At 61.0% G+C, this 16,566-nt stretch carries 15 protein-coding genes and 1 pseudogene; 13 read left to right on the plus strand and 3 right to left on the minus strand.

Going from position 1 to position 16,566, the window contains the following annotated elements; all coding sequences use genetic code 11:
* The first annotated feature begins 2 nt into the window (after positions 1-2).
* Genes hycE through hycI form a run of 5 tightly spaced genes read left to right on the plus strand, consistent with a single transcriptional unit; the run spans position 3 to position 3,901 of the window.
* The gene (hycE, locus tag L2I46_RS06045; protein ID WP_004205649.1) at positions 3-1,712 is read left to right on the plus strand and encodes a formate hydrogenlyase subunit HycE; all 1,710 of its coding nucleotides are present in this window, start codon (positions 3-5) and stop codon (positions 1,710-1,712) included.
* Positions 1,713-1,721: 9 nt separating this feature from the next.
* Positions 1,722-2,264, plus strand: a complete 543-nt coding sequence (locus tag L2I46_RS06050) for a formate hydrogenlyase complex iron-sulfur subunit (protein ID WP_101881233.1) — start codon at positions 1,722-1,724, stop codon at positions 2,262-2,264.
* The gene (locus L2I46_RS06055) at positions 2,264-3,031 is read left to right on the plus strand and encodes an NADH-quinone oxidoreductase subunit B family protein (RefSeq protein WP_002914891.1); all 768 of its coding nucleotides are present in this window, start codon (positions 2,264-2,266) and stop codon (positions 3,029-3,031) included. Before L2I46_RS06050 ends, L2I46_RS06055 begins: the two co-directional genes overlap by 1 nt.
* Positions 3,028-3,438 (plus strand): formate hydrogenlyase maturation HycH family protein, encoded by a 411-nt coding sequence (locus L2I46_RS06060; RefSeq protein WP_023290792.1) that lies wholly within the window; start codon positions 3,028-3,030, stop codon positions 3,436-3,438. Before L2I46_RS06055 ends, L2I46_RS06060 begins: the two co-directional genes overlap by 4 nt.
* Positions 3,431-3,901 carry a hydrogenase maturation peptidase HycI gene (gene hycI / locus L2I46_RS06065; RefSeq protein ID WP_023290791.1) on the plus strand — a complete coding sequence of 157 codons (471 nt, stop codon included), beginning with the start codon at positions 3,431-3,433 and terminating at the stop codon, positions 3,899-3,901. Before L2I46_RS06060 ends, hycI begins: the two co-directional genes overlap by 8 nt.
* An 11-nt stretch (positions 3,902-3,912) precedes the next feature.
* Here the strand turns inward: hycI and L2I46_RS06070 are convergent, their stop codons facing one another.
* From L2I46_RS06070 to ascF, 3 genes are all read right to left on the minus strand, one after another.
* Positions 3,913-4,206, minus strand: a complete 294-nt coding sequence (locus L2I46_RS06070; protein WP_023290790.1) for a SymE family type I addiction module toxin — start codon at positions 4,204-4,206, stop codon at positions 3,913-3,915.
* A gap of 180 nt (positions 4,207-4,386) precedes the next feature.
* Positions 4,387-5,811, minus strand: a complete 1,425-nt coding sequence (locus tag L2I46_RS06075; RefSeq protein ID WP_048298106.1) for a 6-phospho-beta-glucosidase — start codon at positions 5,809-5,811, stop codon at positions 4,387-4,389.
* Positions 5,812-5,837: 26 nt separating this feature from the next.
* Complete coding sequence (gene ascF, locus L2I46_RS06080; RefSeq protein ID WP_236947618.1) at positions 5,838-7,280, minus strand: PTS cellobiose/arbutin/salicin transporter subunit IIBC; 1,443 nt, start codon at positions 7,278-7,280, stop codon at positions 5,838-5,840.
* A 65-nt stretch (positions 7,281-7,345) separates the two neighbouring features.
* On the opposite strand from ascF, the gene L2I46_RS06085 reads away from it, so the two are divergent.
* The 8 genes and pseudogenes from L2I46_RS06085 (at position 7,346) to L2I46_RS06125 (ending at position 16,534) form a co-directional block, all read left to right on the plus strand.
* On the plus strand, positions 7,346-7,492 hold the full coding sequence (locus L2I46_RS06085; protein ID WP_158238858.1) for a hypothetical protein: 147 nt from the start codon (positions 7,346-7,348) through the stop codon (positions 7,490-7,492).
* Between the two features lie 53 nt (positions 7,493-7,545).
* Complete coding sequence (locus L2I46_RS06090) at positions 7,546-8,559, plus strand: LacI family DNA-binding transcriptional regulator (RefSeq protein WP_023290787.1); 1,014 nt, start codon at positions 7,546-7,548, stop codon at positions 8,557-8,559.
* 135 nt (positions 8,560-8,694) lie between these two features.
* Positions 8,695-9,222 carry an electron transport protein HydN gene (gene hydN, locus L2I46_RS06095; RefSeq protein ID WP_004205658.1) on the plus strand — a complete coding sequence of 176 codons (528 nt, stop codon included), beginning with the start codon at positions 8,695-8,697 and terminating at the stop codon, positions 9,220-9,222.
* A gap of 8 nt (positions 9,223-9,230) precedes the next feature.
* Positions 9,231-11,465, plus strand: a complete 2,235-nt coding sequence (gene hypF, locus L2I46_RS06100; protein ID WP_117136205.1) for a carbamoyltransferase HypF — start codon at positions 9,231-9,233, stop codon at positions 11,463-11,465.
* On the plus strand, positions 11,462-12,475 hold the full coding sequence (locus L2I46_RS06105; protein ID WP_048298103.1) for a HoxN/HupN/NixA family nickel/cobalt transporter: 1,014 nt from the start codon (positions 11,462-11,464) through the stop codon (positions 12,473-12,475). Before hypF ends, L2I46_RS06105 begins: the two co-directional genes overlap by 4 nt.
* Positions 12,476-12,827: 352 nt before the next feature.
* Positions 12,828-13,883, plus strand: coding sequence for an amidohydrolase family protein (locus L2I46_RS06110; RefSeq protein WP_032453872.1), 1,056 nt, complete (start codon positions 12,828-12,830; stop codon positions 13,881-13,883).
* Positions 13,873-15,141: pseudogene (locus L2I46_RS06120) on the plus strand (MFS transporter). The gene L2I46_RS06110 and the pseudogene L2I46_RS06120 overlap by 11 nt, the downstream one beginning before the upstream one ends.
* Positions 15,142-15,199: 58 nt before the next feature.
* Positions 15,200-16,534 (plus strand): MFS transporter, encoded by a 1,335-nt coding sequence (locus L2I46_RS06125; RefSeq protein WP_023290782.1) that lies wholly within the window; start codon positions 15,200-15,202, stop codon positions 16,532-16,534.
* Positions 16,535-16,566: the final 32 nt, after the last annotated feature.

Below are 16,566 nucleotides of genomic sequence, written 5' to 3' on the forward strand. Positions count from 1 at the left end.
GCATGTCTGAAGAAAAAATCGGTCAACACTATCTTGCGGCGCTGCACCAGGCCTTTCCGGGCGTGGTGCTGGACGAAGCCTGGCAGACCAAAGATCAGTTAACCATCACCGTGAAGGTCAATTACCTGCCGGAAGTCGTGGAGTTTCTCTACTACCAGCAGGGCGGCTGGCTGTCGGTGCTGTTCGGTAACGATGAACGTAAGCTGAACGGCCACTACGCGGTCTATTACGTGCTGTCGATGGAGCAGGGCACCAAATGCTGGATCACCGTGCGTGTGGAAGTGGATGCCAACAAACCGGAATACCCATCGGTGACGCCGCGCGTGCCGGCGGCGGTGTGGGGGGAGCGCGAAGTGCGCGATATGTACGGCCTCGTGCCGGTTGGCCTGCCGGACGAACGCCGTCTGGTGCTGCCGGACGACTGGCCGGACGAACTCTATCCGCTGCGTAAAGACAGCATGGACTATCGCCAGCGTCCGGCGCCGACCACCGACGCCGAAACCTACGAGTTCATCAACGAGCTGGGCAGCAAGAAAAACAACGTGGTGCCGATCGGCCCGCTGCACGTCACTTCCGATGAGCCCGGCCACTTCCGCCTGTTCGTTGACGGCGAGAACATTATCGATGCCGATTACCGTCTGTTCTATGTCCATCGCGGGATGGAGAAGCTGGCGGAAACCCGCATGGGTTATAACGAAGTCACCTTCCTGTCGGACCGGGTGTGCGGCATCTGCGGCTTCGCCCACAGCACCGCTTATACCACCTCGGTGGAGAATGCGATGGGCATCGTGGTGCCGGAGCGGGCGCAGATGATCCGCGCCATTCTGCTGGAGGTGGAGCGCCTGCACTCGCACCTCCTGAACCTCGGTCTGGCCTGCCACTTCACCGGCTTCGACTCCGGCTTTATGCAGTTCTTCCGCGTGCGCGAAACCTCGATGAAGATGGCCGAGATCCTCACCGGCGCGCGGAAAACCTACGGTCTGAACCTGATCGGCGGGATCCGCCGCGACCTGCTGAAAGAGGACATGATCCAGACCCGCCAGCTGGCGCAGCAGATGCGTCGTGACGTGCAGGAGCTGGTAGATATGCTGCTCAGCACCCCGAACATGGAGCAGCGTACTGTCGGCATTGGCCGTCTGGACCCGGAAATCGCCCGCGACTTCAGCAACGTTGGCCCGATGGTGCGCGCCAGCGGCCACGCCCGCGACACCCGCGCCGACCATCCGTTCGTCGGCTACGGCCTGCTGCCGATGGAAGTCCACAGCGAGCAGGGCTGCGACGTGATCTCTCGCCTCAAGGTGCGGATCAACGAGGTTTATACCGCGCTGAACATGATTGATTACGGTCTCGATAACCTGCCGGGCGGTCCGCTGATGGTGGAGGGCTTCACCTATATTCCGCACCGCTTCGCGCTGGGCTTCTCAGAAGCGCCGCGCGGGGATGATATCCACTGGAGCATGACCGGCGACAACCAGAAGCTGTACCGCTGGCGCTGCCGGGCGGCGACCTACGCCAACTGGCCGACTCTGCGCTATATGCTGCGCGGCAATACCGTTTCCGATGCGCCGCTGATCATCGGCAGCCTTGACCCGTGCTACTCCTGTACCGACCGCATGACCGTGGTCGATGTCCGCAAGAAGAAGAGCAAAGTGGTGCCGTACAAAGAGCTGGAGCGCTATAGCATCGAGCGTAAAAACTCGCCGCTGAAATAAGGAATCGCCATGTTTACCTTTATCAAAAAAGTCATCAAGACCGGCACCGCGACGCACGCCTATCCGCTGGAGCCGATGCCGGTAGATAAAAACTTCCGCGGCAAGCCGGAGCATAACCCGCAGCAGTGTATCGGCTGCGCGGCCTGCGTGAACGCCTGCCCGTCGAACGCCCTGACGGTAGAGACCGATCTGACCACAAACCAGCTGGCGTGGCAGTTCAACCTCGGGCGCTGCATCTTCTGCGGCCGCTGTGAAGAGGTCTGCCCGACGGCGGCGATTAAGCTGTCGCCGGAGTATGAGCTGGCGGTGTGGAAGAAAGAGGATTTCCTCCAGCAGTCGCGCTTCGCTATCTGCCACTGCCGGGAGTGCCAGCGGCCGTTCGCGGTGCAGAAGGAGATCGACTACGCCATCGCGCTGCTCAAGCATAACGGCGACACCCGCGCCGAGCTGCACCGCGAAAGCTTCGAAACCTGCCCGGAATGCAAGCGCCAGAAATGCCTGGTGCCGTCCGATCGTATTGAACTGACCCGCCACATGAGGGAGGCCAGCTGATGAGCACTTTACTTGGCCCACGCGATGAAAACGGCATTCCGGTGCCGATGACGGTGGATGAATCCATCGCCAGCATGAAGGCCTCGCTGCTGAAGAAAATCAAACGTTCCGCCTACGTTTATCGCGTCGACTGCGGCGGCTGTAACGGCTGTGAAATCGAAATTTTCGCTACCCTTTCACCGCTGTTCGACGCGGAACGCTTCGGGATTAAGGTGGTGCCTTCGCCGCGCCATGCCGATATCCTGCTGTTTACCGGGGCGGTGACCCGCGCCATGCGCTCCCCGGCGCTGCGCGCCTGGCAGTCGGCGCCGGATCCAAAGATTTGCATCTCCTACGGCGCCTGCGGCAACAGCGGCGGCATCTTCCACGACCTGTACTGCGTCTGGGGCGGTACCGATAAAATCGTACCGGTCGATGTCTATATCCCGGGCTGCCCGCCGACGCCCGCCGCCACCCTGTACGGCTTCGCCATGGCCCTCGGCCTGCTGGAGCAGAAAATTCACGCCCGCCTGCCGGGCGAGCTTGACGAACAGCCGACCGAGCTGCTGCACGCCGATATGGTGCAGCCCCTGCGGGTGCGCATCGATCGCGAAGCGCGCCGTCTGGCGGGCTATCGCTATGGTCGGCAGATTGCCGACGACTATATGCGTCTGCTCGGCCAGGGCGACAGCCAGGTGCTGCGCTGGCTGGAGGCGGAGAAAGATCCGCGTCTGACCGAGATCGTCACCCATCTCAACCAGGTGGTCGAGGGGGCGCGTATCCGATGAGCGAGACGGTGGTGTTCAGTCAGCTGAGCCGTAAATTTATTGATGAGAACGACGCCACGCCGGATCAGGCGCAGCAGGTGGTCTATTACAGCCTGGCGATTGGCCACCACCTCGGCGTTATCGACTGTCTTGAGGCGGCGCTGAGCTGCCCGTGGGACGCGTATCTGGCATGGATCGCCACCCTCGAGGCCGGCAGCGTCGCGCGGCGCAAAATGGAGGGGGTGCCGAAGTATGGCGAAATCGTCATCGACAGCAGCCATGTGGCAATGCTGGCCAACGCCTTTGATAAAGCGCAGTCCGCGCAGACCCCGCAGCAGCAGGCGTGGAGCAAAACAATGCTCAGCATGCTGCATGATATTCACCAGGAAAGCGCCATCTACCTGATGGTGAGGAGATTACGTGACTGACGTTTTACTCTGTGTCGGCAACAGTATGATGGGCGACGACGGCGCCGGCCCGCTGCTGGCGGAGATGTGCGCGGCGAACCCGGCCGGCCAGTGGGTGGTCATCGACGGCGGCAGCGCGCCGGAAAACGACATCGTGGCGATCCGCGAATTACGCCCCGAACGCCTGCTGATCGTCGATGCCACCGATATGGGCCTAAACCCCGGCGACATTCGCGTCATCGACCCCGACGACATCGCCGAGATGTTTATGATGACCACCCATAACATGCCGCTCAACTATCTGGTCGATCAGCTGAAAGAGGACGTCGGCGAAGTGATCTTCCTCGGCATTCAGCCGGATATTGTCGGTTTTTATTATCCGATGACCCAGCCGGTGAAAGCCGCCGTTGCCCGGGTGTACCAGCAGCTGGCAGGCTGGCAGGGCCACGGCGGCTTTGCCCGGCTGGAAGCCGCAGACGATTAACCCAGCGGTGCTCAGGGCTCCCCGACGGCGCGCGACTGACCGGCCGGGAGCCCCGTTACCGGCGGCGCCAGCTCAAGATTCTCTATTACTAATTTACCGGGCGACACCGAGACTCTGACCTGCGTGCCGACCGGGAATCCCGCCTGCTCCAGCCAGTCGCCGTTCAGGCTCAGCGCCGCATGGCGGGTGTAGCGCCGCGTCTCCCGCGTTTTGCGGTTCTCATGGCGTTTTCTGACATATCCCACGGTTAACTGGCGAATGGCCCTGGCGATCCCTCCGGCTGCGGTGGTGTGCTGTGCGTTCATGATGTGCTCCTTGCTGAAGATACCCCTGAAAATATACTGGATAAAATACCAGTTGTTGTGAACGGGAGGCAAACCAGAAACTGGAATCAGGCTCGAGAAAAAAACATGTAATAGATGCAACAGAAAGCAGCGCCCGTCCCCCGGTTAGCGCGGAGAGACGGGCGAGCGCGGGAGACGCGCTTAGTCGAGGTCGGCGCCGTTGCTGGCTATCACCTTCTGGTACCAGAAGAACGACTTTTTACGCTTGCGCGCCAGCGTGCCGTTGCCGGCGTCGTCGCGATCGACATAGACAAAGCCGTAGCGCTTGCTCATCTCGCCGGTTGACGCCGAAACCAGATCGATGCAGCCCCAGCTGGTGTAGCCCAGCACCGGAATACCGTCGCCGATGGCATCGCGCATCGCCTTGATGTGCTCGCGCAGGTAGCTGATGCGATAGTCGTCATTGATCTCCCCCCTGGCGTCAATCTCGTCCCGGGCGCCGAGCCCGTTTTCCACCAGGAACAGCGGTTTCTGATAGCGGTCGTACATCATGTTCATGGTGATGCGCAGGCCCAGCGGGTCGATGCCCCAGCCCCATTCGCTGGCCGGAATGTGCGGGTTCTTCAGCGACTTGACGATGTTGGCGGCATTGGTGTTGCTGGCGTTCATCTCCGCCGAGGCGCAGCGCGAGGCGTAGTAGCTAAAGGAGACGAAATCGACGGTGTTTTTGAGGATCTCATCATCGCCCGGCAGCTTCGCAATGGTGACCCCCTTTTCCCGGAATACCCGCGCGGCCCATACCGGGTAAGCGCCGCGCGCCTGGACGTCAATAAAGAACAGGTTTTCGCGGTCCTTCTCCAGCGCCATCCATACATCTTCCGGCTTGCAGGAGTAAGGGTAGAAATTACCGCCCGCCAGCATGCAGCCGACCTGATTCTGCGGGTTTATCTCGTGGGCGATTTTTGTCGCCAGCGCGCTGGCCACCAGCTCGTGATGCGCCGCCTGGTACTTCACCTGCTCCTGATTTTCTCCCTCTTCAAACACCAGCCCGGCGCCGGAGTAGGGGCTGTGCAGCATAATGTTGATTTCATTGAAGGTGAGCCAGTATTTCACCAGACCGTCAAAAGCTTCAAAGCAGGTGCGGGCGTAGTGGCTGAAGAAATCGACCATTTTGCGGTTGCGCCAGGAGCCGTACTCCATCACCAGATGCATCGGCACGTCAAAATGGCACAACGTCACCAGCGGCTCGATACCGTGCTTTTTGCACTCCTCGAACAGCGAACGATAGAAGGCTATGCCCTGCGGATTCGGCTGCTGCTCGTCGCCGCGCGGGAACAGGCGGCTCCAGGCGATGGAGGTGCGAAAGACGCTGAACCCCATCTCCGCCATCAGGGCGATATCTTCCTTGTAGCGGTGGTAGAAATCGATCGCCTCGTGGCTGGGGTAGAATTCGTCTTCGCGAAGCGTGAAGCGCTTCTCCAGGCCTAATTTTACCGGCAGACGGTGGGCGCCGTGGGGGAGGGTATCCACGGTGGCCATCCCTTTCCCCCCTTCGCGCCATGCGCCTTCTGACTGGTTGGCGGCCAGTGCGCCGCCCCATAAAAATCCCTGTGGGAAACTCGCCATGCGTTACCTCGTTATTAATGGTGTGTTCAGGCGTGGGTTGCCTGGGCCTGGGCCTGGCGCGCTCGGGCGTCGGCGGCGGCCTGTTCAACGGGAATATCTTCAAAGCCGAGGATCAGCGTCAGGGCAAACGACAGCACTACCGACAGCGCCATCACGCCAAACACCCAGACGATGGTCATTGGATTGGCTGGATCGAAAAACTGCACGCTGGTGAACAGCCCCGGCGCCGCCATCGAGTGGCTGGCCAGTCCGGCGATGCCCGCCACCGCGCCGCAGATAAAGCCGCTGATTAAGCTGGCGATCAGCGGGCGTTTCAGGCGCACCGCCACGCCGTACAGCGCCGGTTCGGAAATACCGGCCAGAATCGCCGATGCCGCGGCGGCCAGCGCCGTCTGGCGCAATTCCGGGTTTTTCGTTTTCCACGCCACCGCCAGCGACGAGCCGCCGAGCGACAGGTTGGCGCCGATCTCCGACGGCATTACCATGCCCTCTTTGCCGGTTTCGGCGATGGTCTGAATGATGGTCGGCGTAAAGACCCGGTGCATGCCGGTCATCACCAGCAGCGGCCACAGCCCGCCCATGATCGCCACCGACAGCCAGCCGAGATAGCTGTGGATCGTATAGACCAGCGCGGAAATGGCGCTGCCGATCCAGATGCCGAGCGGGCCAATCAGCAGGATCGCCAGCGGGGCGGCGATCAGCACGATCAGCATCGGCTTAAGGAAGTTTTTCGTCACCGCCGGGGTAATGCGATCCACCCAGCGTTCGATATACGACAGGCACCAGGTCATCACCAGCGCCGGGATCACCGTGTAGGTGTATTTCACCGCGGTCACCGGAATAAGGGCAAATTCGACGTGTTCGCCCTGGGCGGCTTTGGCCATTAATTCGATAAACCCGGGATGTACCAGCACCCCGGCGATAGCGATGGCCAGCGACATATTGGTTTTGAATTTCACCGCCGCGGAGGCGGCCACCATCAGCGGCAGGAAGAAAAACGCGCCGTCGCCGATAAGCGTCAGGAGGGTCAGCGTCGGCGAGCCTTTCGGCAACACGCCGCTCATCTCAAGGATCATCGCCAGCAGCTTGACCATCGATCCGCCGATAATCGCCGGGATCAGTGGCGACATGGTGCCGATCAGCGCGTCGAGGATCCCGGCGCCGATGCGTTTCAGGGTGATCGGCGCTTTGCCCTGCGGCTCGACCGGGCGCAGGTCGCCAGGCAGCAGATTCACCACCTCGCGATAGGCCTGAGAGACCGTGTTGCCGATGATCACCTGGCACTGGTTATCGCTGCGCACGACGCCGAGCACCCCGGTCAGGCCTTTCAGGGTAGGGCTATCGACCTGTTCGTTGTCTTTGACCACGAAGCGCAGACGCGTCATGCAGTGGGTCACGGCGACGACGTTATCGACTCCGCCTAATGCCGCGACTATCTGTTGCGCCAGGGCTGCATAATTTTTCGACATCGGATTTTATCCTGTTTATCAATAGGGTACTGATCTGTTACCGCGCCGCATCGTCGGGCGATACCATGCTTTATAGGAAACCGGTTCCACAAAATCATGGTGAGTTTCATTTGATTGCACAAGAAATAAAAAAAGATGATCTCATTTTTGTGATTTTGATCGCGAAGCGTCGCGGCGAGCAGGATCGCGGTGGAGAGCGGGGGATGCTGTAAAAGCCAGAAACGTGCAGTACACTGCCTGCAACTTTTGCAACAGGAAGAATTACATGGCAACGATGCTGGAGGTCGCAAAGCGCGCGGGGGTATCGAAGGCGACCGTGTCGCGGGTGCTGTCGGGCAACGGCTATGTCAGCCAGGAGACCAAAGACCGGGTATTTAAGGCGGTGGCGGAGAGCGGCTACCGACCGAATCTGCTGGCGCGCAACCTGGCGACCAAAACCACGCAAACCCTTGGCCTGGTGGTGACCAACACCCTCTACCACGGCGTCTATTTCAGCGAGCTGTTGTACCACGTGGCGCGGATGACGGAGGATAAAGGGCGGCAGCTGATCCTCGCCGACGGCAAGCACAGCGCGCAAGAGGAGCGGGAAGCGATCCAGTATCTGCTGGATCTGCGCTGCGATGCGATCATCATCTACCCGCGCTTTCTCACCGTCGACGAGATGGACGAGATCGTTGAGAACCACTCGCAGCCGATCATGGTGCTGAACCGCCGGCTGCGCCGCCACGCCAGCCATTGCGTCTGGTCCGATCAAAAAGCGTCGGCGATGCGGGTGGTGGAGCGGCTGATTGCCCTGGGTCACCGCGATATCGCCTTTATTACCGGCTCCCTTGACTCGCCCACCGGCGTCGAGCGCCTTGCCGGCTATAAAGACGCGCTGGCTGGCCACGGCATTACCCTCAACGAGGCGCTCATCGCCGAAGGGCGCTGGACGCCGGAAACCGGCGCGGCGGCGGTGGAGAGCCTGCGTCAGCGCGGGGTGACCTACAGCGCGCTGGTGGCGAGCAATGACGATATGGCCATCGGGGCGATGAAGCAGCTTCACCAGCTGGGCGTTAAGGTGCCGGAGCAGGTCTCGGTGGTGGGGTTTGACGATATTGTGCTGGCGCCGTACATGGTGCCGTCGCTCGCCAGCGTCCGGGTGCCGGTGACGGAGATGATTAAAGAGAGCATTAATCGCCTGATATTTATGCTCGATGGCGGGGAATTCAATGTTCAGCAGAGTTTCCCCGGGGCGCTGATCGAGCGTGAGTCGCTGGTGTCAGGTCCCTGCGCCTGACGTCGTCAGCTGTCATCGTCACTACTGACGATGACAGCGCGCTAACCATTAAATTTTACTTATTATCAATAAGATAAAAACTGGAACGTATTATGCATACTCCGGCGCCTAACCCTCTTACTGCTGGAGAAATGGATGAACCGTTTCATTATTGCCGATGCGAGCAAATGCATCGGCTGTCGCACTTGCGAAGTAGCCTGCGTGGTCTCCCATCAGGAACATCAGGACTGCGCCTCCCTGACGCCGCACACCTTTCAGCCGCGTATTCACGTCATCAAAGGGGTCAATGTCTCCACGGCCACCGCCTGCCGTCAGTGTGAGGACGCCCCGTGCGCCAACGTCTGCCCGAACGGCGCCATCAGCCGCGATAAAGGCTTTGTTCATGTGATGCAGGAGCGCTGCATCGGCTGCAAAACCTGCGTCGTCGCCTGCCCGTACGGGGCGATGGAGGTAGTGGTGCGGCCGGTGATCCGCCATAGCGGCGCCGGACTGAACGTCGTGGCGGAAAAAGCCGAAGCCAACAAGTGCGATCTCTGCTTCCACCGCGACAGCGGCCCGGCCTGCATGGAGGTCTGCCCGACGCACGCCCTGGTCTGCGTAGACCGCAACAAGCTGGAGCAGATGAACCAGGAGAAACGTCGCCGCACGGCGCTGGCCTGGTAAGCTCAGGCATGAACGGGGTGCAAATCCGCATTCGCGGTAAAGTGCAGGGGGTGGGGTTCCGCCCCTTTGTCTGGCAGCTGGCTCAGGGGCAGGCGCGCTGCGGCGATGTCTGTAACGACGGCGACGGCGTGCTGGTGCGGCTGGCCGGGGGCGATGATGGTTTTACTGCCGCCCTCGCTGCCCACTGCCCGCCGCTGGCGCGGATCGACAGCGCCGACTGCGCCCCTTATCGCTGGGCGGCTCCGCCGCAGGATTTCACCATCCGCGAGAGCGGGGCGGGACGGATGCGCACCCAGATCGTGCCTGATGCCGCGACCTGCCCGGCGTGCCTCGCGGAGATGAATGATCCCCGGGCGCGCCGCTACCGCTACCCCTTTATCAACTGCACCCACTGCGGGCCGCGGTTAACCATTATTCGCGCGATGCCTTACGACCGGCCATTTACCGCGATGGCGCCGTTTCCGCTCTGCCCGCCCTGCGAGGCGGAATACCGCGATCCTGCCGATCGCCGGTTTCACGCCCAGCCGGTGGCCTGCCCCGACTGCGGGCCGCGACTGGAATGGCGGGCGCAAGGGGAAACGCTGGACGGCGAGGCGGCGCTGCAGTCGGCTATCGCCCGGCTGGCGGCGGGCGACATCGTGGCGATAAAAGGCGTCGGCGGCTTTCATCTGGCTTGCGACGCCGGCAACCCTGCTGCCGTTGCCACGCTGCGGGCGAGGAAACACCGTCCGGCGAAACCGCTGGCGGTGATGCTGCCCTCTGCGGCGGGGTTACCTGCCGACGCCGCGGCGCTGATGGGCTCCCCGGCGGCGCCCATCGTACTGATTAGCAAAGCGCAGGTCTCCGGCCTGTGCGACGAGATTGCGCCAGGGCTTGCGGAAGTTGGGGTGATGCTGCCGTCTAATCCGCTGCAGCATTTGCTTCTGCAGGCGCTGGCGCGCCCTATCGTGATGACCTCCGGCAACCTTAGCGGCCGCCCGCCGGCGTTAAGTAATACTCAGGCGCTCAACGACTTAGCCGACATCGCCGACGGCTTTTTGCTCCATAACCGCGACATCGTGCAGCGGATGGATGATTCGCTGGTGCGCTCAAGCGGAGAAATGCTGCGCCGCGCCCGGGGCTATGTCCCGGATGCGCTGCCGCTGCCGCCGGGACTGGAGAAGGTTCCGCCGCTGCTGGCGCTGGGCGCGGACATGAAAAACACCTTCTGCCTGGCGCGCGGGGGCGAAGCGGTTCTCAGCCAGCACTTTGGCGATCTTGGCGAGGAGGGCGTCGAGCAGCAGTGGCGCAGCGCGCTACAGCTGATGCAGAACATCTACGCCTTTATGCCGCAGCGGGTGGTGGTTGACGCCCATCCCGGCTATCGCTCGACGCAGTGGGCGGCGACTCAGCCGCTGCCGGTAGAGACAGTGCTACATCACCATGCTCACGCCGCGGCGTGCCTGGCGGAGCACCGCTGGCCGCTCGACGGCGGAGACGTCATCGCCCTGATCCTCGACGGAATCGGCATGGGGGAGAACGGCGCGCTATGGGGCGGGGAGTGCCTGCGGGTTAACTATCGCCAGTGCGAACATCTCGGCGGGCTGCCGGCCGTCGCGCTGCCGGGCGGCGACCTGGCGGCGCGTCAGCCGTGGCGTAATCTGCTGGCTCAGTGCCTGGCCTTTATCCCTGACTGGCAGGATTACCCGCAGACCGGTACGCTGCGCCAGCGCAACTGGCCGCTGCTGGCGCAGGCCATCGATCGCGGCATTAACGCGCCACGCGCCTCGTCCTGCGGACGGCTGTTTGATGCCGTCGCCTGCGCGCTGGACTGCGCCCCGGAGAGCCTGAGCTATGAGGGCGAGGCGGCCTGTCGGCTGGAGGCGCTGGCCGCCAGCTGCTCCGGCGTCTGCCATCCGGTCACGCTGCCGTGGCGCGGCAATGCGCTGGACTTAGCCACCTTCTGGCGACAGTGGCTGCGCTGGCAGGCGACCCCGGCGCAAAAAGCCTGGGCATTCCATGATGCCCTGGCCAGCGGACTGGCGGCGATGGCCCGCGACTGCGCCATCGCCCGCGGCATCGACACGATGGTCTGCAGCGGCGGAGTGCTGCATAACCGCCTGCTGGCGGCGCGATTGACCTTTTATCTGGCGGATTTTACTCTGCTGTTTGCGCAGCAGTTGCCGGCCGGCGACGGCGCAATCGCCTATGGTCAGGCAGTGATCGCCGCCGCCCGCGGACAGGCTCAAGGAACACAACAATGATAATGACAGTTTTACGCCAGCAGCCGCGCGCTGCGGGACTGGTGCTGGGGTTGATCGCGGCGAACTTACTGGCCTGGTGCTGGGCACTGCAGGCTTTTGGCGACAGCGGCGCGCTGATGGCCGCCAGCCTGCTGGCCTGGGGCTACGGCCTGCGCCACGCGGTGGATGCCGACCATATCGCGGCGATTGATAACGTCACCCGCAAGATGATGCAGCAGGGGCGGCGGCCTTTCGCCGTCGGGGCCTGGTTCTCGCTGGGCCACTCGTCGATTGTGGTGCTGGCCTCGGCGGCGATTGCCGCGACCGCCACGGCCTTCAGCGCGCAGATGAGCTGGCTGCACGACACCGGCAGCGTCATCGGCACCGCGGTGTCGGCGCTGTTTCTGCTGGCGATGGCCTTTATCAACCTGGTGATATTGCGCAGCGTCTGGCGCAGCTTTCGGGCGTGGAAGCGCGGTGAGCCGGTGAGCGACGAGATCGTCAGCGGCGGCGGGGTGATGAGCTGGCTGTTTGGCAAAACCTTTCGTCTGGTCAGCCGCAGCTGGCAGATGTACCTGGTCGGTTTCCTGTTCGGCCTCGGGTTTGATACCGCCACCGAAATCGGCGTGCTGGGCATCTCCGCCGCCGGCGCGTCGAGCGGGATTTCCGTCTGGTCGATTATGGTCTTCCCGGCGCTGTTCGCCAGCGGCATGGCGCTGGTGGACACCCTCGATAACGTGCTGATGGTCGGCGCCTACGGCTGGGCGTTCAGCAAGCCGCAGCGCAAGCTTTACTACAACATGACCATCACCGGCACTTCGGTGGTGGTGGCGCTGTTTATCGGCGGCCTGGAAGCGCTGGGTCTGCTGATGGATAAGTTTGCGCTCAGCGGCGGAATATGGCGCTGGGTCGGGGTGTTAAACGACAACCTCGGCGACGCCGGGTTTGTGGTGGTCGGGCTGTTTGTCGCCTGTTGGGCGCTGTCGGTGCTCAACTATCGCTGGCGCGGCTACGATAATCTGGCGCGTTAGGTTCAGCATTTTCCCGGCTTGCGCTGCGCTAAGCCGGGCGACAACAACTGTCCGGCGGCGCTACGTGGGCCTGCGTGGCGTATGCTGCCCGCACTGTTTTACGCAGGAGCCTGCTGCTCGTGGTGAGGCATTGTATCGGTGTCGCTCAGGCTGATTTTTAACTTCTTGAAAACATATTAATTTCTGTTAGCCCCTCCCTTCCCCCGCTTTTAACGACCTTATACATCTGTGATTCACCTCTTATTTACATCATTTAAACCAATCGTTAACTGGATAAAAACACGGCGGCCTCGTTATAGTAGTTTTGTAAAATAAAACACTGTTGTACAGGGTAAAACAAAACGAGGTGTTCATGGAGATCGTTACCGCGCCGCACCTTGCGGTCAGAAACGAGTGGCTTGCGTTACATCGTGAAGCGCCATTACAACCCGAGCTGCCCATCATTGATGCGCATCATCATCTTTGGGATCGGCAAACCGGCCGCTATCTCACCCATGAGTTCAGCGACGATATCCAGACCTCAGGGCATCGCGTTGTCTCATCGGTCTATGTGCAATGCCGCTCTATGTTGCGTCGCGACGGGCCGGAGACGCTTAAACCGCTTGGTGAAATCGAGTTTGCCAGCGGTATCGCCGCGATGTTCGCCAGCGGACATTATGCAAACGCGCTCGGATGCGAAGCCATCATCGGCGGGCTCAGTTTACTGGCGGGGGACGCGATGCAGCCTGCCATTGAGCGCGCGATAGCGTTATCCGGCGGGCGGCTGCGTGGGATGCGCAATCCGTTGGCCTGGCATCCCGATCCGCGGGTTACCTCCAGCCCGGTTACGCCACCGGCAGGCCTGGCGCAGAGCGCTCCGTTCCGCCGGGGCGCTGCCTGTCTCGCGAGGCATGCATTGTCGCTCGATGTATGGGTTTACCACACGCAGCTGGAGGAGATTGCCGATCTGGCGCGGGAAATACCAACGTTACAGATTGTGATCGATCACTGCGGCGGGCCGGTCGGCGTTGGACCCTGTTCAGAACGGGATCCGGACATGTTTCAGCAGTGGCGAAACGGTATGCGACGTCTGGCGGAACTGCCGAACGTATGCGTAAAAATTAGCGGCTTTGGGATGACGGTCAGGGGATTTCACTTCGCAGCGGCAGAGACGCCGCCGGATTCGCAAATGCTGGCACAGGCATGGATGCCGTGGTTTGAGACCATCGTTTCTCTTTTCGGTGCCGAACGCTGCATGTTCGCCAGCAACTTTCCCGTCGATAAAGGCATGTTCAGCTACGGCGTTTTCTGGAACGCCTGCAAACGCCTGGCGCAACAGGCGTCCCCTGACGAACAGGCGCAGTTGTTCTGGCGTACCGCCGCAACCTGTTATCGGTTAACCTCTGTGGAGAATATCAATGACCAGTAAAAGCGAGCTAAATCAATTTACTGCGACTAAAGCGACGCCTGACGCATTGCCACAACGCGTCGCTGAGAGGCGGACGCTGGCGCTGGGCGGCCTTGGCTGGACATTTGAAAGCTACGACTCCTTTCTGCTTTAATTGCTGTTGCCAGTGCTGGGCGTGGTGTTCGGTATTAATAAAACCGAGCTTGGGCTGTTTATCAGCGTCACGGCCGGGGGGCAGATTATTGGCGGGATCCTGTTTGGTTTTATCGCCGATAAAATTGGGCGTGTGAAAACGGCGCTGATCTGTATCGCCATCTATTCACTCTTTTCCGGCCTGTTAGCCTTTACGCACGATCAACAACATTTCGCGCTTTTACGTTTTTGCGGCGCGCTGGGTATGGGCGGAATGTGGACCTCGGGCGCGGCGCTGATTGCTGAAACCTGGCGACCTGAACGGCGCGCGCGCGGCGGCGCGTTGATGCAAATGGGCTTACCTGTTGGCGCGATTCTGGCTATCAGCCTGACGGCAATCGTCAGCTCGGTCAACGGCGGCCTGGAGCAGGGTGCATGGCGCTATCTGTTTATGATCGGCGCGCTGCCGGTATTCATTATGAGTGTGGTCGCCTGGTTCACACCGGAATCGCAGGTTTGGCTTGCTCGTCAACAGGCGAAGGCGACGAGTCGTCAACCTGCCGTCAAGCTGGGTAAACAGAATCTGCGAGGTCTGCTGTTGGCCTTTGTCTTTATCTTTTTTATTCAGTATCTGTTCTGGGGGGTATTTACCTGGACACCCACCTATCTGCGGGAAGTCAAACATCTGGATTTTTTGCACAGCCTGAAGTTTGTACTTGCGCTGCAGGCTGGGGCCATCGCGGGTTTTCTGGTGTTTTCGGTGCTGGCGGATAAGTGGGGACGCCGTCCGATGTTCCTGATTTATCTGTTAACCGGCGCCATTGCCGTCGCGCTGTACCTTGTGACCACGCAACCCTTCATTCTGATGGTGGCGATTTTCATGGCCGGTTTCGGGGTTAACGGTATTTTTGCGGGCTCGGGACCCTTCCTGGCGGAAATCATCGGGGACACCTCATCCCGGGGCTTCCTGATGGGGCTCGCCTATAACGGAGGCCGTCTGGGCGGATTTATTGCGCCGCTACTGATTGGCGCTGTCGCCAACGCTGGCGGTTTCACCGCGGGACTGGCGACGACCGTGGTTGCTTTCCTTGCGGCGATGCTGGTGGTGTGGCGAGCGCCGGAAACCAGAGGCATCAAGCTGAAGTAACTTATTTCATCTCTACATCGTTTTCCTGATAAACATAATGAAACCCTGCGAGGAAACCATGACCGATCAATTACCGCACCGCGCGAGCGATAACGACGCGCTGGAAAAAGAAACCATGCGACGGGTTATCTGGCGCATCCTGCCTTTCCTGGTGGTGAGCTACCTGGTATCGATTATTGACCGCGGCAACATAGGCATGGCGGCGCTGCAGATGAATCAGGATCTGGGCCTGAGTAAGGCGGCTTTCGGCTTCGCCAGCAGCTTGTATTTTGTGGCCTACTTTATCTTTGAAGTACCCAGCAACCTGGCGATGCAGAAGGTGGGGGCACGATTGTGGATCCCGCGCATTATGATCAGCTGGGGAGTGGTATCGATGTGTATGGCGCTGGTGCAAAATACCACCTCCCTTTACATCGTACGCTTTTTGCTGGGGGCTGCCGAAGCGGGCTTTTTCCCGGGCGTGGTGCTCTATCTTACCTGGTGGATCCCGTCGCGCTACCGGGCGCGGATCATCGCCTCGTTTATGGTGGCCATTCCGCTGGCTAACTTTATCGGCTCCCCGCTTTCCGGGTTGATACTGATGATGGATGGGTGGTTAGGCCTGCGCGGCTGGCATCTGTTATTCATTATTGAAGGGCTGCCGGCGGTCCTGCTGGGGATAGCCGCGTTTTTCATCTTGCGGGACCGTCCACACCAGGCTGGCTGGTTAAACGATCGTCAGAAAGCATGGCTGGAAAACACGCTTCAGGCGGAGCGCCAACAGCAGAAACAGATCGGCCACACCTCCACCTGGCAACTGTTGAAGCATCGTCAAATCTGGCTCATGGCGCTGATTTACGCCGGCGCCTCCTCCGCCGGCACGACCCTTAGCGTCTGGTCTCCCCAGCTGCTGAAGTCGTTCCATCTGGATAACCTGACCACCGGGCTGCTTAATGCCATCCCCTATGGTCTGGCCTCGGTGCTGATGATTGTCTGGGGGCGCAGTTCGGATCGAAGTAATGAACGCCGCTGGCACACGGCGCTCACCCTCTTTATGATCGCGGGCGGCGTGTTTGCGGCGTTTATCAATCTGTCGCTGCCGGCCACCATTGCGATCCTCAGCACCATTCTGATTGGCGCTTATGCGATGAAGGGGCCCTTCTGGGCGCTGGCGTCGGGCTGGATGAGCAGCACCTCAGCCGCCGCAGGGCTGGCGGCCATCGGGGCGATCGCCAACCTGATTGGCGGCGCGGTGATGGTGAATGCCTACGGCATGATTAGCGAACGGACAGGAAGCCATACGCTGGCGATGCTCCCGCTGGCAGGCTTGTGTCTGGCAGGCGGCATTGCGGTGCTGGCCATGGGGCGCCGTTACTCGCAGACGGCCAGGCAGGAAAAACAGATGACCCATTAATAAGCAAAGGCGGGATTTTTCCCGCCTTCTCA

The organism is Klebsiella sp. 2019SCSN059, assembly GCF_021739525.1.
Lineage (GTDB): Bacteria > Pseudomonadota > Gammaproteobacteria > Enterobacterales > Enterobacteriaceae > Klebsiella > Klebsiella quasipneumoniae.

Bases quoted from the DNA above. Each gene is read 5' to 3' on its own strand.
- hycE (WP_004205649.1), top strand. From the start codon at position 3: ATGTCTGAAGAAAAAATCGGTCAACACTATCTTGCGGCGCTGCACCAG.
- L2I46_RS06050 (WP_101881233.1), top strand. From the start codon at position 1,722: ATGTTTACCTTTATCAAAAAAGTCATCAAGACCGGCACCGCGACGCAC.
- L2I46_RS06055 (WP_002914891.1), top strand. From the start codon at position 2,264: ATGAGCACTTTACTTGGCCCACGCGATGAAAACGGCATTCCGGTGCCG.
- L2I46_RS06060 (WP_023290792.1), top strand. From the start codon at position 3,028: ATGAGCGAGACGGTGGTGTTCAGTCAGCTGAGCCGTAAATTTATTGAT.
- L2I46_RS06070 (WP_023290790.1), bottom strand. From the start codon at position 4,206: ATGAACGCACAGCACACCACCGCAGCCGGAGGGATCGCCAGGGCCATT.
- L2I46_RS06075 (WP_048298106.1), bottom strand. From the start codon at position 5,811: ATGGCGAGTTTCCCACAGGGATTTTTATGGGGCGGCGCACTGGCCGCC.
- ascF (WP_236947618.1), bottom strand. From the start codon at position 7,280: ATGTCGAAAAATTATGCAGCCCTGGCGCAACAGATAGTCGCGGCATTA.
- L2I46_RS06085 (WP_158238858.1), top strand. From the start codon at position 7,346: ATGCTTTATAGGAAACCGGTTCCACAAAATCATGGTGAGTTTCATTTG.
- L2I46_RS06090 (WP_023290787.1), top strand. From the start codon at position 7,546: ATGGCAACGATGCTGGAGGTCGCAAAGCGCGCGGGGGTATCGAAGGCG.
- hydN (WP_004205658.1), top strand. From the start codon at position 8,695: ATGAACCGTTTCATTATTGCCGATGCGAGCAAATGCATCGGCTGTCGC.
- hypF (WP_117136205.1), top strand. From the start codon at position 9,231: ATGAACGGGGTGCAAATCCGCATTCGCGGTAAAGTGCAGGGGGTGGGG.
- L2I46_RS06105 (WP_048298103.1), top strand. From the start codon at position 11,462: ATGATAATGACAGTTTTACGCCAGCAGCCGCGCGCTGCGGGACTGGTG.
- L2I46_RS06110 (WP_032453872.1), top strand. From the start codon at position 12,828: ATGGAGATCGTTACCGCGCCGCACCTTGCGGTCAGAAACGAGTGGCTT.
- L2I46_RS06125 (WP_023290782.1), top strand. From the start codon at position 15,200: ATGACCGATCAATTACCGCACCGCGCGAGCGATAACGACGCGCTGGAA.